Annotated in this window: 12 protein-coding genes; 4 read left to right on the top strand and 8 right to left on the bottom strand. The window is 65.0% G+C overall.

Features of this window, described 5'->3' with window-relative positions; genetic code table 11:
• On the bottom strand, positions 1–1,889 hold a 1,889-nt coding region (locus tag AC1DIN_RS26465; RefSeq protein WP_476811899.1), incomplete at its 3' end, for a methyl-accepting chemotaxis protein.
• Positions 1,890–2,062: 173 nt separating this feature from the next.
• Here AC1DIN_RS26465 and AC1DIN_RS26460 point away from each other — a divergent pair.
• Complete coding sequence (locus tag AC1DIN_RS26460) at positions 2,063–2,839, top strand: DUF1499 domain-containing protein (protein ID WP_476811898.1); 777 nt, start codon at positions 2,063–2,065, stop codon at positions 2,837–2,839.
• Positions 2,840–2,942: 103 nt separating this feature from the next.
• Here AC1DIN_RS26460 and AC1DIN_RS26455 read toward each other — a convergent pair whose 3' ends face one another.
• Complete coding sequence (locus AC1DIN_RS26455; RefSeq protein WP_476811897.1) at positions 2,943–3,857, bottom strand: MBL fold metallo-hydrolase; 915 nt, start codon at positions 3,855–3,857, stop codon at positions 2,943–2,945.
• Positions 3,858–4,007: 150 nt separating this feature from the next.
• Here AC1DIN_RS26455 and AC1DIN_RS26450 point away from each other — a divergent pair, with 150 nt between their 5' ends.
• Complete coding sequence (locus AC1DIN_RS26450) at positions 4,008–4,631, top strand: biotin transporter BioY (protein ID WP_476811896.1); 624 nt, start codon at positions 4,008–4,010, stop codon at positions 4,629–4,631.
• Between the two features lie 89 nt (positions 4,632–4,720).
• Here the strand turns inward: AC1DIN_RS26450 and AC1DIN_RS26445 are convergent, their stop codons facing one another.
• The 5 genes from AC1DIN_RS26445 to AC1DIN_RS26425 form a co-directional block, all read right to left on the bottom strand.
• Positions 4,721–4,858 carry a hypothetical protein gene (locus AC1DIN_RS26445; protein WP_441473650.1) on the bottom strand — a complete coding sequence of 46 codons (138 nt, stop codon included), beginning with the start codon at positions 4,856–4,858 and terminating at the stop codon, positions 4,721–4,723.
• A 322-nt stretch (positions 4,859–5,180) separates the two neighbouring features.
• The gene (locus AC1DIN_RS26440; RefSeq protein WP_476811895.1) at positions 5,181–6,521 is read right to left on the bottom strand and encodes an HlyD family type I secretion periplasmic adaptor subunit; all 1,341 of its coding nucleotides are present in this window, start codon (positions 6,519–6,521) and stop codon (positions 5,181–5,183) included.
• Between the two features lie 51 nt (positions 6,522–6,572).
• A complete protein-coding gene (locus tag AC1DIN_RS26435) occupies positions 6,573–8,642 on the bottom strand; it encodes a type I secretion system permease/ATPase (RefSeq protein ID WP_476811894.1) in 2,070 nt (689 codons plus the stop codon).
• A gap of 28 nt (positions 8,643–8,670) precedes the next feature.
• The gene (locus tag AC1DIN_RS26430) at positions 8,671–10,659 is read right to left on the bottom strand and encodes a hypothetical protein (RefSeq protein ID WP_476811893.1); all 1,989 of its coding nucleotides are present in this window, start codon (positions 10,657–10,659) and stop codon (positions 8,671–8,673) included.
• A gap of 138 nt (positions 10,660–10,797) precedes the next feature.
• Positions 10,798–11,631: a hypothetical protein gene (locus tag AC1DIN_RS26425; protein ID WP_476811892.1), complete on the bottom strand. Its 834-nt coding sequence runs from the start codon at positions 11,629–11,631 to the stop codon at positions 10,798–10,800.
• Between the two features lie 566 nt (positions 11,632–12,197).
• Between AC1DIN_RS26425 and AC1DIN_RS26420 the strand changes: the two genes are divergently transcribed.
• The gene (locus AC1DIN_RS26420) at positions 12,198–12,878 is read left to right on the top strand and encodes a transposase (RefSeq protein ID WP_476811891.1); all 681 of its coding nucleotides are present in this window, start codon (positions 12,198–12,200) and stop codon (positions 12,876–12,878) included.
• A gap of 57 nt (positions 12,879–12,935) precedes the next feature.
• On the opposite strand, the gene AC1DIN_RS26415 is transcribed toward AC1DIN_RS26420, so the two are convergent.
• Positions 12,936–13,397 (bottom strand): hypothetical protein, encoded by a 462-nt coding sequence (locus AC1DIN_RS26415; protein ID WP_476811890.1) that lies wholly within the window; start codon positions 13,395–13,397, stop codon positions 12,936–12,938.
• A gap of 144 nt (positions 13,398–13,541) precedes the next feature.
• On the opposite strand from AC1DIN_RS26415, the gene AC1DIN_RS26410 reads away from it, so the two are divergent.
• Positions 13,542–14,015, top strand: a complete 474-nt coding sequence (locus AC1DIN_RS26410; RefSeq protein ID WP_476811889.1) for a hypothetical protein — start codon at positions 13,542–13,544, stop codon at positions 14,013–14,015.
• The last annotated feature ends 160 nt before the right edge of the window (positions 14,016–14,175 follow it).

The raw sequence follows: 14,175 nt of genomic DNA, 5'->3' as shown, positions 1-14,175 counted from the left end.
GCCTCGACCGCGGCGTTGAGCGCCAGCAGGTTGGTCTGGAAGGCGATGTCGTCGATGACGCGGATGATGTCGGAGATCTTCTGCGAGGCGCTCTCGATGCGGGCCATGGCCTCGACCGCCTGGCCGGCGATGGCGCCGCCGTTCTCGGCGGCCTGCATGGCGTCGTCGGCGATGCGGGCGGCGTCCTTCGAGGCCTGGGCCGAGGCCTTGACCGAAGCTGCGAGCTCCTCGGTGGTGGCGGCGGTCTCCTCGAGCGAGGAGGCCTGCTCCTCGGTGCGCTTGGAGAGGTCGTCGGAACCCATATGGATCTCGCGCGCGGCGAGACCGACATCGGCCGAGGTGGTCTGGATCGTCGCCACCGTGGCCGAGAGCCGATCGACCGTCTCGTTGATCGCGCCCTTCAGATCGGCGAAGCGCCCGCGATAGGCCGTCTCGACCCGGTTGGTCAGGTCGCCACCCGCGATCGCCGACAGCGTCTGCGCAAACTCCGTCGTCGCAGAATCAACCACCACGTTGATCTCGTTGATGCCCTCGACCAGCTCCTTCAACGGACCCTCCATGCCGCCGACCTTGGCCTGGCCGGAGAAGTTGCCGTTCCGGGCGTCGGCGACGATGGTTGCGACCTCGCCGAGCAGCTTCTGGACATGGGCGGCCTGCTCGGCATCGGCCAGCATGGCGAATTCACGGTCACGCCGGTTCTGTTCGAGCGCCAGCGCGTTCTCTCGGTAGGTTTCGAGCGCGCCGCTGAGCGCGCCGATTTCATCCGGCGAGGGAGCCGGAGGAATGGCCTGCGTGAAATCGCCCTGCTGCATGCCGTCCAGGGCGGATTTCAGCGAGATGAGCGGACGCACGACGCGTCGCTGCACACCGCGCCAGCTCAGAACACAGATGACGAGAAGCGCTGCGAGCAGGGAACCGACAATGCCGAGTTTCACCCAGGCCTGATTGAGCTTCTCGCTCGTCCGCGTGCTCATATCGTCGAGCGATTGGGTTACGGCCGCCACGATCGGCTCGAAGGGGGCGTTGCACTGCTTCGTCCACTCGTCGGCCGCGATGACGGGGGCGGAGCCTTGGCCGAGCTTGCCGATCAGCTCATCCATCTTGCGGTTCGAGGCGTTGACGTCTGCCGTCATGACACCGATCTTCCGGGTGAGTTCGCTGCCCACGCCCGGCCGTGAAGCGAGCTGCTTCAAGGTATCCAGGGAAGCGTTCGAGACGCCGCGCAATTCCCCGAGGCGGCGCAGCTGCGCGGCATCGAGCGCCTTGCCCGAGCCGAAGGCGGGGCGCAGCAGCGAGCATTGCGTGCCGTAATTGGCGCGAACGTCCCATCCTGTGGATTTGAAGCCCTGAAGATCGGCCAGGACGGGGTCGGCGAGGCGGGTGGCATTGGAGGTTTCGTCCGATGCCTTGACGATGGCCGTCTCGATGGCGCCGACGCTGTTGTACCAGGGCATGGTCGCAGCGAGGCTGCGCTGGGCCTTCGGCTTGCCGGCCTCGGCATAGAGGTCGGCCATCTTGGCGTCGGAGAGCTTCTGCTCCTGCTGGATGCCGGCGATCAGCCCCTTGCGGTTCGGCAGATCCGTGTCCTGCAGCTGCGTGATCGCTTCGGCGATGCGGGCGCGGCTGGCCTCCTCGATCTGCTTCAGGCCAGGGGTCGGGTCATCAGCGACCTGAATGCTGGTCTGCGCCTGGCCGCGGGCGGAGCGGATCATGTTGCCGGCGAGGAGCAAGGCCTTGTCGGCCTCGACCAGCTCCGCCAGCTGCATATTGGTGCGCACCTCCGCGATGGACTGCTCCGCCATGTAGGTCAGCGCGCCGATGCCGGGCACGCACAGGCAGGCCATGGTGGCCACAAGGTAGTTCTGGATCGACGAGGGGAAGAATTTCACGGCGGGACTCGGGGAGCGACGTGCGGCTGGGAAAGGCGGTTTACGCAGGCCGAAGAGACGCCTCGGCGCGAGCCGGCGCCTCTTCGCGCCCAGCTACCGCCAATTTGATTAAGATTGCGCTTAGCTTCCGCCGCTGTCTTGCCTTCCTCTTCGTCCGGCGTCACCTAAAGGCGATGCATCGCCGTCTCGTCTTCGAGGAACCGGTTTCGCGCGCCGCCATCTGGAGCCGGCGGCTGGCGTGGTTTTCGCTCGCGGTGCTGCTCTTGTCGCTTCTGCTCGTGCGGCTCCGTGAGCCAAGCATCGAAGGGCTCGCGCCTGTCGCCGGTGCCTACATCTTCGTCTTTGCCGCGCTGGGGCTGGCGATCCTGGCCTTCATCCGCATCTGGCAGTCCGGTCATCGCGGCGTCGGCATGGCCGCCTGGGCGATGCTGCTGTCGCTGATCCTGCTCGTTCCGCTCGGCTTTGTCGCAGTGAAGCTCGTGACGAAGCCTGCTCTGTCCGATGTCTCGACCGATATCGACGATCCGCCTGCCTTCAGCCGCTCGCAGGCCGCGATGACCGCACGCGGGGGGCGCGTGCCGCCCGAGGTGCCGTCCGTGCGCCGGCGCGTGCAGCGTCAGGCTTATCCCAAGGCGGTGCCGATCCTTCTGGAGGTTCCCGCCGAGAGCGCCTTCGATGTCGCGCGCCGTGCTGCGACGGGGCTCGGCTGGCAGGTGCTGGAAACCGTGCGACCGGGCGGGCGCAGCGGGGCGGGGCGGATCGAGGCGGTGGCGCGCGGGCGCATCCTGCATTTCTCGGAGGACATCACCATCCGGGTCAGGCCGCGTGTCGACGGCAGCCGCATCGACATCCGCTCGGCCTCGCGGCTGGGCAGCCACGATCTCGGCGCCAACGCGGCGCGCATCGCCGCCTTCGTCGACGAGGTCGAGCTGCTGATGGACAACCGCTAGCTCGCCGCGCGTCCCATCGCACGCGAAGTGGCGATCTAGCCTTTTAGCATCGGATTTCTCCGAAAAGTGGAAACCACTATTCTGTCCGATGCAGGCGGGACGCTCAGGCCAGGCGGTAGCGGCTGGTCAGGGCGGGAACGGCGTCGCTGGCCTGGACCGCGCCACGCAGCACCAGATCCTCGAGCTGCGCCAGCACCGAGAGCGCAGCCGCGCCATGCAGGGCCGGCGCCAGGCCCTGATAGATTACGGGCACCATCGCGGCGATCGTCTCGTCGCCTTGGCTCAGACGGTTGAGAACCGCCGCCTCGCGCTGCCGGCGATGATGGACGAGCCCGCGCAGGAAACGCTGCGGTTCGGTGACGGGGCCGCCATGGCCCGGCCAGTAGCGTGCATGCTCCAGGCCGCGCAGCTTTTCGATCGAGGCCATATAGGCGGCCATCGAGCCGTCCGGCGGGGCCACGATCGAGGTCGACCAGGCCATGACGTGGTCGCCCGAGAACAGCGTCGCTTCCTCAGCCAGCGTGAAGGCCAGATGATTGGCGGTGTGGCCGGGCGTTTCGACGGCGGCCAGGCTCCAGCCCGGCCCCGAAACCGTGTCGCCGTCCTGCATCAGCCATTCCGGCTCGTAACCCGTGTCGGCGGCGGCATCGAGGACGCGGCCTTCGCCGGGGCCGAGTGCTCGGGAGGGGCGATGCGGCCCGCAGCCGACCACGCGCGCGCCGGTCGCCGCCTTGAGGGCCGGCACGGCCGGTGAGTGGTCGCGATGGGTGTGCGTCACCACGATATGGCTCACCGTCTCGCCGCGAAGCGCGGTCAGCAGGCGTTCGACATGGACGGGATCATCGGGACCGGGATCGATGACCGCGACCGTGCCACGGCCGACGATGTAGGTGCAGGTGCCGGTGAAGGTCATCGGGCCGCCGTTGCCGGCAATGACGCGGCGCACCAGCGGCGACAGTGTCGCGACCTCGCCGGCCGGCGTCGTCGCGCTCCTGTCGAATTCGATGTCGTCCGCCATCTTGCCGTGCCTCGTCCGGGCCTGAGCCGATTTCGCCAGACCGGTTGCCCATTCCTGCGAAGCCTGCTCGCTTGTGAGGCCTAGCCGCATTTTCTATAGACGCAATAGCGGCCGCGGCGCGCGGTCTTTTCGGGAAAGGACGACAAGCCCATGGCCGATATGATCCCCATGCAAGCTCCGACGCTCGCCGGCACGCTCTTTCCCGCGGCGGGCAGCCGCACCGCCATGCTGCGCAATGTCGCGCTCGCCTTTGCCGGCAGCCTGCTCCTCGTTGCGGCGGCCAAGATCAAGGTGCCGTTCTGGCCGGTGCCGATGACACTGCAGACGCTGGCCGTGCTTGGCCTCGGCGCCGCCTATGGCGCGCGCCTCGGCGCCGCAACCATGGCGCTCTACATTGCGTACGGGCTGGCCGGGCTGCCCGTGTTCACCAATACGCCGCCGGTCGCGGCTGGCCCGCTCTATCTCGTCGGACCGACGGGCGGCTTCCTGATCGGCTTCATCGTTGCGGCCGCGATCGCCGGCTGGGCTGCCCAGCGCGGCGCCTCGCTGCTGCGCCTCCTCGGCGGGCTGGTCCTGGCCGATGTTGCGCTCCTGGCCATCGGCTGCCTGTGGCTCGCCTTCGGTGCCCAGATGGCGGGCGGCGCGACGGGCGTCGGTTTCGCCAAGGCCTTTGCCTATGGCGTGCAGCCCTTCCTGCTCGGCGAAGCGCTGAAGGTCGCGCTCACGGCTTGCGTCGCCGGGGCGGGCTGGTCGCTGATCGGCCGGCGCGGCTGAGCCGGTCCTCCCCCGCTCGATAGGAGCTCTCAAGACAAAGGCCGGGTCTGCACCCGGCCTTTTTGTTCGTCGGTGATTTGCGGCGCGGCCTAGCTCGTCGACTGGCCGCCACCACAGCTCTTGCCGTCATAGGGGCCGAAGAGCGGGGGGAAGTTCCCGCATTTGTCGCAGCCCGAGAGCGAGAGAGCGAGCCCAAGCAGGCCGGCGAGGAGGATGATGCGCTTCATGGCCCAACCGTTCGTTTCGATCCGGGCGGTAATCTAGAACGGGCCGGCGGTGTGCAACAATGGCCTCGACAGCCGAAGGTCGAGGTTCAGAGGCCGATATCCGCAAGCCAGCCCAGAATGCAGAACGCCGAGACGGCGATCAGGGTGATCATGGCTTTCGCGTCGTTGGGCCAGCGGTGCTGCATGCTTCGACTCCGTTACGGGAGCCGAAGCAATAGTCATACCATTTAACAGGGGGGTGACGGTTTCCCCGGTGCCTGGGAGCCCGGGGAAACCGCCGTCTCGACCGGCGAAGGCGATCTCGCCGGTCGACGTTCCGAAGTCAGGTCTCGCGGAAAGCCCGCGCCATGCTGTCCTTGAGCGGTTGCAGCAAGTACTCGAAGAAGGTCCGCTCGGCCGTCTGAATGTAGACATCAGCCGGCATGCCGGCCGTCGGCTGGAAGCCGGGAACGCTGGCGAGACTCCTGGCGTCGAGCCGGGCACGCACCACGTAGAGATCCGGCACGCCGGGGTAGGCGCGCTGCTTCTCGTCCGGCAGCGCGTCGGCGGAAATATAGATGACGCGGCCGCTGACCATCGGCGTCGTGCGCTGGTTCAGGGCGGTCAGCCGCACCGTGGCGAGCTGGCTGTGCTTGATCTTGTCGATGTCCTGGGGCCGGACACGCGCCTCGATGATGAGTTCGTCCTGCAGCGAGACGATCTCCATGATGTTCTTGCCGGCCTCGATGACGCCGCCGGGCGTGTGATAGCGGAGCTTGACGACCGTCCCCCTGACGGGAGCGGCGATTGTCGAGCGGTCGAGTATGCCCTTCACCGTATGGATGCGCTCGCGGACGTCGTTGAGGTCGGCGCTGATGTCCTGCAACTGGTCGGAGGCGAGCTTCTGGGCGTTCTTGCGCACGCCGTCGATCTGTTCGAGGGAGCGGGCGATCCGCTCGCGGGAATCGCCGAGATCGCCGGTGATGCGCCCGGCTTCACCGGTCAGGCTGGCGGCCAGCCGCTGGAGCGAGAGCACTTCCGGCTTGCGGATGTAGCCGCGCTGCAGGAGCGCCTGCTTGCCTTCGAGCTCCTCTTTCAGCAATCGCGACTGCTGTTGGACGCCGGCAAGCTGCACCTTGCTGCCGGTGATCTTCTCCTCCAGCGCGTCGATGCTCTTCTGATGAGCGGCGATCTCGCTGGCCGTGTTGTTCTGCCGGGCTCTGAAAGCGATGAGCTGCGCCGCCATCAACGCGGCGATGTCGGGATCCTCGCGCTTTTCGGTCAGATGCTGGGGAAAGGAGAAGTCGCTGCGGCCGGCGACTTCCGCCCGGAGCCGCGTCTCGATCGCCTCCAGGCGAAAGAGCTTGAGCTCGTGGCGGCGCAACTCGGCGCGCGAGGAGGTGTCGTCGAGCTTGACCAGGGGCTGGCCGCTTTCGACCACATCGCCCTCATGGACGAGGATTTCCCGGATCACCCCGCCTTCGAGATGCTGGATCGTCTTGTTCTGGCCGGTGGTGACGAACACGCCGGTCGCGATGACCGCGCCTGCGATCGGGGCGGTGTTGCCCCAGACACCGAAGCCCATGACCGTCGCGGCGACGATGACGACGCCGCTCAAGGTGGCCATGCGCGTGCTGCGCGGCACGTCCGCATACCAGGGCTGCGAGATCAATTGACTAGCCATTTGCCCCTCCGTCTCCCCGACCCGTGCAGCGACAGCGGTCGCCCGTTCCCGTCAGTGCGGCTTCGGCGTACCGCCGTCGATGCTGCGCCGCCCGACGATCATCGGCAGGATGTCGTCGCGTGCTCCGATCGCCTGCACGGCGCCGTCCTTGATCATCATGATCTTGTCGACGCTGCGCAGCAGGGCAGGGCGCTGCGTGATCGCCACCACCGTCATGCCGCGCGCCTTTGCCCGCTCGAAGGCGCGCGCGAGCGCCACCTCGCCCAGCACGTCGAGATTGGAGTTCGGCTCGTCGAGCACGACGAGGCGCGGATTGCCGAAGAAGGCACGCGCCAGACCGAGCCGCTGCTTCTGCCCGCCGGAGAGCGGCGCGCCATCGATGCCGATCTGCGTCTCGTAGCCATGGGCGAATTGCGCGACCATCTCGTGGATATCGGCGATTTCGGCGGCCTCGAAGACATCGGTGTCGGAAGCGTCCTCGCGCATGCGGGCGATGTTGGCCTTGATGGAGGCCGGGAAGAGCTGAACATCCTGCGGCAGGTAGCCGACATTCTCGCCGAACTGGCGGGGATCCCAGTTGCGCTGTTCCATCCTGTCGAGCCGGACCGTACCGGCGGTCGGCGCGATCGAGCCGACGAGCATGCGCGCGAGGGTCGACTTGCCGCAGCCGGAGGCCCCGACGATGGCCAGCGAATCCCCGGGTTCGAGGCTGAAGCTGATGCCGTTGAGGATGACCTTCTTGGTCGGCGGCGGCACGTAGAGGATGCGCTCGACATCGAGGCGGCCCTTGGGATTGGGCAGCTTCAGGCGGTCGAGATTGAGCGGGGAGGCCTGCAGCAGCGCTTTGACGCGCTGGAAGGCGGCGCGTGCATGGATGAAGCTGCGCCAGCCTTCGATCGTGCCTTCGAGCGGCGCCAGCGCACGGCCGGCGACCACGGAGGAGGCGACCACCATGCCGCCCGTCAGCTGGCCTTCGAGCGAGAGCATCGCCCCCCAACCCAGCATCGCCACCTGCGTCCCGAGGCGAAAGAACTTGGAAGCGCCGGTCATCACGATGTTGCGGTCCTGGGCGCTGACCTGAGCCTTCAGGGATTCCGCCGTTTCGCGGCCCCACATCACGACGCCCTCGGGGATCATGCCCATGGCGTTGATGACCTGCGCGTTGCGGGACATCGCCTCCGATTGCAGGTTCGCCCTGGTCGAAAAGGCGCTCGACCGCGCGAAGGGGGCTGCCGTGAACTGCTGGTTGAGATAGGCGATCACGAACAGGACGAACGCCGCAACGGTGACGATGTATCCGAGATGCGGGTGGATCAGAAAGACCGCCAGCAGATAGATCGGCGCCGTCGGCGCATCGAGCATGGTCAGGATGACCGGACCGGTCACGAAGCTGCGGATCTGCTGGAGATCGGCGAGCGTCTGAAATTCGCGGTTCGAGCCTGTCTGGGCCGCCTTGGCGGCTGCGGCGAGCACCGGGCCGCCGAGCCGGCTTTCGACATCGACGGCGACGCGCATCAGGATGAAGCGTCGGACCATGTCGAGCAGCACATGCGCCCCGATCGCCAGCATGACGATGATCGAGAGCATCATGAGCGTGTCGAGGCTGCGACTCGTCAGCACGCGGTCCGACATCTGGAAGAGGTAGATCGGCACGGCGAGCACCAGCGTGTTCACCACGATCGAGAACACTGCCACGATCATCATGTTGCGCCGTGCGCCGGCGAGGCCCGCGCCGAGAACCTGCTTGAAGTCGCGATCGCCGAGGCGCTGCTCGATCGGCGTTCCGCCACCAGGGCCTCCTCTTCCGCGGCCGCCTCCACCGCCGCCCCGGCCCCTGCCGCCGTCGGAGGCCTTCTTCGGGGTCTCCGCGTCGGTCCTGGAGCGCAGCGGGACCGGCTCGGGCGCCGGCTGGCCGTCGCCGCGCGCATCCGCGCGGACATCCGCTTCCCTGCGAGGCGGGGACGCCTCGATCCTCGGTGAAGCGGCCGGGCTGTTGGTGTTGGCGGTGTGGTCGACCGGGATCGCCGACAGCCCGATCGTCGGCGGCAGACCGACCACTCGCATCGGCTTGGCGGCGGCCGAAGGCAGTGCCGCGGACGTTGCTTCGCACTTCTCGGTCATGCCCCTTCCCCGTCTCGTCTTCTTGCTTTCAGACCATGATGTTCGACGTCAGATGATCGTGCTGGGCCGGGTCCGGTGGAGGCGCATGTCGGCAATGCGGCTCAGGCTGCTGCGTGGCGTGCTCGGCGAAGGCGACGAGTTCCGGAACGAGCGTGCTGGTGTCGTGGACCTTCACAGTGTCGCTGTCGGTGACGATGTTGACCTGGATCAGCACGGACTCCTCATAGGCGTGGCCGCCGAGATAGTTCGAGGTCGACATCAGCCCGGGATCGACGATGAAGGCTTCGTTGAGGGCGCTGTTGCCGCCCGCGGCGACACCTTGCTCCGTGCCTTCCCTGGCGCTGGCCTGAATGCTCTGGTCGCCATCCACCATGAAATTGACCTGGGTGATGACATTCGCATCGTAGTAGTCGCCGGCCACGTAGAGGATCTTCAACGTCCCGGAGGCACTGCCGTAAAGATGCCAATCGGCATTGGGCGTGAAAATCGTCTCTCGGGTGGCGAGCTGGTCCATCAGTGCGTGATGGGCGCCGAGCATCGGCTTGAAGGCCGATGCGTCGTAGGTCTCGATCGATGCGTTGTTGGTGAGGCTGTTGAAGCCAGTGGTGACGGTGGCGTCGTCGTCCGCATTGCCGGTGCTGTAGAGCTTGGCATAGTCGGGATCGAGCACGATGTTGTACTGATAGATCCAGTCGGCGCGATGGTAATTTCCGCCGATGACAATGACGTCATAGTCGGCGGCGCCGCGGATCTTCGCCAGGTTGAGCTGCTCGTTCCCGCCGGTGCGGAGATCGAAGTAGGTGCCGGCTTCCGCCTGGACGGTTCTATCATTGTCGTCCAGGCTGTTGAACTGAACGACCGACTTGATGTCGTAGAAGTCGCCCGAGATGACATCGACGCTCCAATGGGGCGTCGCCGCCGCGCCTTTGACGTCGATGGTCGAGTGATGAGTTACGAACTCCGCGATGTTGTGGACTTCGTTGCCGTGAGTTCCAATGACAGGGGAGAGTGAGCCAGCGACGGCGACGTCGACGTGATCGTTGTCGACCAGGATGTTCGTCTGAACGATGCCGCGGCTGTAGAAATAGTCGCCGCCGACCATCATCGACCCGACAGCTTCGTTGGCGTCCACGATGGCGGCCGCATTGATCTGGACGTTGAGACCGGTCTCGGCCAGCGTCGCGACGGCGCCTGTCGGGGCCGCCACCTCCAGCTTCGCCTCGGTGACGGGCTGCGCGGGCGAATCCTMGGACCGCCAGGGGGCGCTGTCGAGGACGGTCGGCACGATGGGATCGGGCGCGCCGACGACGCCGTCGACGATGCGCCCTTCCGGCGCTGCAGGAACGGTGCTGCCCTCCGGATAGGGGCTCCCGGTTTGTGCCCACAAGGCATCGCGCGCCGAAACCACCGCGATGATCTCCTGCGGCCCCGCATGGAGCGCTTCGTTCATATCGGGAATGCCATCCGGCGCGATGTCGTTGGCCTGATGGACGAGGGTCGCGAACTGGCTTTCGAGACGCAGTTCCGGCGGGACCACCGGGGTGCCGTCGGCATTGGTCACGGCATTCGACGTCACGAGATCGCGGTCATCCGCGATGTTGATCTGCTTGAGCTGCAGCAGGGTTTCGTCCCCGCCTGCCCGATACTCGGCGACGATCACCCGCGGACCCGCATGCTGCGCAACGCTCACCTCGTAGGCATCGAAAGGATGCGGCTTCAACGGCGGCGGAAGCGCCGGCAGTGCCTTGTTCGGCAGGCCATGGGGATCCGGCATGGATACCGGTGCGAAACTCGCATGCGGGTCTGAGGCCGGCGTTTCCTTGATCGTGGTCGGGACCGAGGTGAGCTCGTCGAAATCCAGCCCGCGGCGCGGCTCGCGAAGAAGGTCGTCAACGCCAGGAGGGAGGGGCGACGGTGCCTCAGCTTCATAGAAGCTCGATGTCCGCGCGACGGAATCGGACAGGCGGAGATAGCCGATGAACTGCCAGATCGTCTCGGTGAAGCCGCCGGCTTGCATGGCACGATCCTCCGCTGCGTCCAGCTTGCGCCGGGCGGGAAGATTTCAGGCGCATGTCGCGCATGGACATGGAAGAGCCCGGAGCCGAAACCGCGCGGGGAGTTTCGACCCCGCGCGGTCCCATGGTTGCGCCAGCTTTCAGAACGCGTCGTTCGCGTCCCCTCCGACCATCGTCAGGTCGACCGAGTTGAACTGGATGTTGGCACCCATGACGATCGACTGGGTGAAGGCCTCCTGCGTGAGGCTGGCAGCCGCCGAAGCAGCGCCGATCCCGCTGAAGGTGCCGTCGTCGCCGGTGATCGCGCCCACATGGGATTCCGCCTCGCCACCGACGGCCCGCGCGATCATCGTGAAGTCGCCGACGCCACCCGGATCGCTCGAGCTGGGATCCCAGCAGGACGTCTCGGCCAAGCCACCCGACAGGCCGTTCGCACTGTAGCTCACGGACGGATTGTTGAGCGTATCGTTGTCGGCCAGGTTGTTGACCTGATCGAGATTGAAGTTGTTGCCGCTTTCGAGGGTCTGGGTGACCACGTCCGGCATGATGATCGATTCACTGATATCGTGGATCGTGTCGATATCGATCACATCATTGTCCGATGGAGGCAGGAGCGCTCCCGACAGGTCGAGGTCAACGGCCACATCGACATTCACGGCGTTGTCTACGTGATTTTCGACCTGGTTGTCGATGTGATTGACGTTCTCGTTGAAGTTCAGGTTGCCGTTTGCGTTGAGGTTGCCGTTTCCGTTCAGGTTGAGATTGCCGTTTTCGCTCGAATTGCTGGCAGAGTTCCAGACGTCGGTGTCTACCGCCTGAGCCGCATACTGAGCCTGACCCTGCGACTGGCCCTGTCCCTGGCCCTGTCCTTGACCTTGGCCCTGCAACTGAGCCTGCAATTCAGCCTGGCCCTGCAATTGGCCCTGCGTCGGATCGTCGTCGTGATAGTTCCGCTGGTTGTTGGGCTGACCCATGACATGCTCCTACGCGTTCGGGAGACATCGATAGGGTCCGGCAGCGCCTCTCTTCTGCGGTGCGCAGCACGGATTCGGACGATGTCGATTGGAGGTGATTGAGCACTTGAATCTTACGCGTTACATGGAAGATGTGCTCGATCTTGGATTTCGGCGTGGGATAAGGTACAATTATTTCATTCCTTCTCCTTTCATGAGAGGGGCGGGTAAGGATAAATTTTTCGATAGGGAATTTTTGCAAGGCTGTTTCGAGATTTTATATCAGGAAATACGGCCGAAATATTCATACAAATTGTCGTAATATTTGTTATATGTGATGAATGTTATAGTAAAATATAGAAATAGAGAGTCTCTAATGGTCTAAATTGCGAATTAAAGGCGATTTAAATAAGTGATATATTAGAGTTTTTTCTTTCGCAGGTTTCGTTTGCTGTATATAAACAGCCATGAAGGGGCTTATGGGTCAATGTGCTGAATTGTTACCCTGCGTTATCGGMTTCATTGAATTTTAATGACCCAGGAGGTGGCCTCGTGGCGCTTGCTGCTTTGTGTGCCGGAGATTGGCTATGCCGAATGCCGTCCGCATGCACGACGAACAGGCTGCTTTCCTCTCGCTCGAGGCATTGGTCTGGCGGGATGGGCCGGTTTGTCCGCATTGCGGGGAGAGCAGTCGGCTCGGCCGGCTGAGCGGGCTGAGCACGCCGATCGGCATGTGGAAGTGCTATGCCTGTCGCAAGCCCTTCACCATCAGGCATGGCACGATCTTTCAGAACAGCCACGTGCCCATGCATGTTTGGCTGCAAGCGCTCTATCTGCTGACGGCGACCGGAGAGCGCATCAGTTCACAGAGACTGGGGCAGATCCTCGGGGTGTCCGTCCGGACCGCCTGGCACCTCAAAACGAAAATCACCACCGGCCTGGACGCTGCAAAGGAGTTGCCGGGTTCATGGCTCAGCGAGAGCGTGGTGAAACGAGTGCTGCGTGAGCCGTTTCCCGATAGCCCCGCGCCGCTCCAGCCCGGGCAGGCCGTCTGCAAGGCGCGCTATGAACGCTTCCTGGCGGTGACTGCGAGCGCAGAACATCACCTCGACGATACTGTTTTCCTCGCGGCTTTGCACAGGCTGCTGCGAGGCTCCGGCACAAGCGCCGATCCCCGGGATGAAGTGTTCGAACAGCAGCTTGAGTTGAGTCTGTTCGATGAGCCAGCCGGCCGAGAGGGCGGCGCCGACGACGAGGGGGGGCGTTGACGACTGCGGCGGAGAAGTCGGCGCGAGGCGCCCTCATCGTCGTTTCGGCGGCGCCGGTTACTGCGGCCGGGGACTGCGGCGGAGGCACTGATCGACATGTTCTTCCCAGAGCCGCTGCAAGGCAGGGTCGAGCGTCATGACGGGGGTGTCGAGTTCGTCAAGCTCGGTCGCGGGGCGCAGCATCTCGAGAAAAGCGACGGCGCCGCGGGCACCGGCCGCAAAGGCCGGATCCTCGTGGCTGGTGAGCAGGCAGATTTCCTCTCCGATCAGCTCCGGGCCAATTCCCGTGACGGCGTTCAGGACATGGGCCTGAACCGCGGCGAGCGCATGGTTGCGCATCGGGCCGCAATGGCGCTGCGCAATCAATGTGACGAGCGTCGCGAGGAAGCCGATGATCTGCGGATGAAGCCAGTCGCCGGCCTGCAATATTGCCGCTCCGCCGGGGTCGCGACGCAAGAAGGGGTCGATCGCGGCATGGGCCATGCGGCGCGCCTTGCGAATCTTGAGCAATTCGAACATGGCGCCTCCGCTCTGAGCGAAGCCTAGAGGAAACGTCCGATGCGCAAGCTCTCCCGAGGACAAGCTGCCTTGCCGCCCCGGCCGGATTTCGATGCTCTGGAAGCGGCGGCCGCGCGCCCGTCTTCGAGCCGAAGAGTAGCCTTCATGAACCTCGTAGGCGATCTGAATCTCGCCTGGTCGAACAACGAAAGCCTGTTCATCTATGTGCTGATGTGGCTGCTGGGCAGTGACGAGAAAGCGGCGGCGATCGTCTTCGCCACGCTGAATACCACGCGCGCGCGGCTGGATCTGGTGCAGCGTCTGGCCAAGATCGCGCTGGCCGACAGGGCCGTGCGTAGCGAGCTCGGCGAGGTCGTTGAACGTTTCTCGGCGGCGACGCGGCTGCGCAATGATCTCAGCCACGCGACCTTCGTCCTCGATCCGCAGGGCGAGATCACCCATACCCAGCACATGAAGGTGGAGGAAAGCCGAGGCAATCTGCGCTTTGGTATCCAACGGGCCGTCGATGAGGCCAGGCTGGAGGAGATTTCCCGCACGATCCGCGAGCTTCATGCGCTCAACCGGCGAATCTGGGATCTCATGCCGGTCCTTGAGGCCGCGACGCGGGCTGAGCGATAGCCGTCGCTTCGCTGTCACAGACCGACCCGGATGGTGAGCAGGTAGGGCTGGCTGATGCCGTCCGAAGCCGTCGCTATCCCTGTCAGCGGCAAGAAGCGGCCGAGAGGGCCATTCCTGTAGCCAGCTGAATTATCTCCGGAATTTTGATCTTAGCGGCAGG

Source organism: Allobosea sp. 05T438 (assembly GCF_056396025.1).
The sequence above is the reverse complement of the archived record's forward strand: the minus strand, read 5'-3'. Positions and strand labels throughout refer to the sequence as shown.

Bases quoted from the DNA above. Each gene is read 5' to 3' on its own strand.
- AC1DIN_RS26440 (WP_476811895.1), bottom strand. From the start codon at position 6,521: ATGGCTAGTCAATTGATCTCGCAGCCCTGGTATGCGGACGTGCCGCGC.
- AC1DIN_RS26455 (WP_476811897.1), bottom strand. From the start codon at position 3,857: ATGGCGGACGACATCGAATTCGACAGGAGCGCGACGACGCCGGCCGGC.
- AC1DIN_RS26435 (WP_476811894.1), bottom strand. From the start codon at position 8,642: ATGACCGAGAAGTGCGAAGCAACGTCCGCGGCACTGCCTTCGGCCGCC.
- AC1DIN_RS26425 (WP_476811892.1), bottom strand. From the start codon at position 11,631: ATGGGTCAGCCCAACAACCAGCGGAACTATCACGACGACGATCCGACG.
- AC1DIN_RS26410 (WP_476811889.1), top strand. From the start codon at position 13,542: ATGAACCTCGTAGGCGATCTGAATCTCGCCTGGTCGAACAACGAAAGC.
- AC1DIN_RS26420 (WP_476811891.1), top strand. From the start codon at position 12,198: ATGCCGAATGCCGTCCGCATGCACGACGAACAGGCTGCTTTCCTCTCG.
- AC1DIN_RS26460 (WP_476811898.1), top strand. From the start codon at position 2,063: ATGCATCGCCGTCTCGTCTTCGAGGAACCGGTTTCGCGCGCCGCCATC.
- AC1DIN_RS26450 (WP_476811896.1), top strand. From the start codon at position 4,008: ATGGCCGATATGATCCCCATGCAAGCTCCGACGCTCGCCGGCACGCTC.
- AC1DIN_RS26415 (WP_476811890.1), bottom strand. From the start codon at position 13,397: ATGTTCGAATTGCTCAAGATTCGCAAGGCGCGCCGCATGGCCCATGCC.
- AC1DIN_RS26445 (WP_441473650.1), bottom strand. From the start codon at position 4,858: ATGAAGCGCATCATCCTCCTCGCCGGCCTGCTTGGGCTCGCTCTCTCG.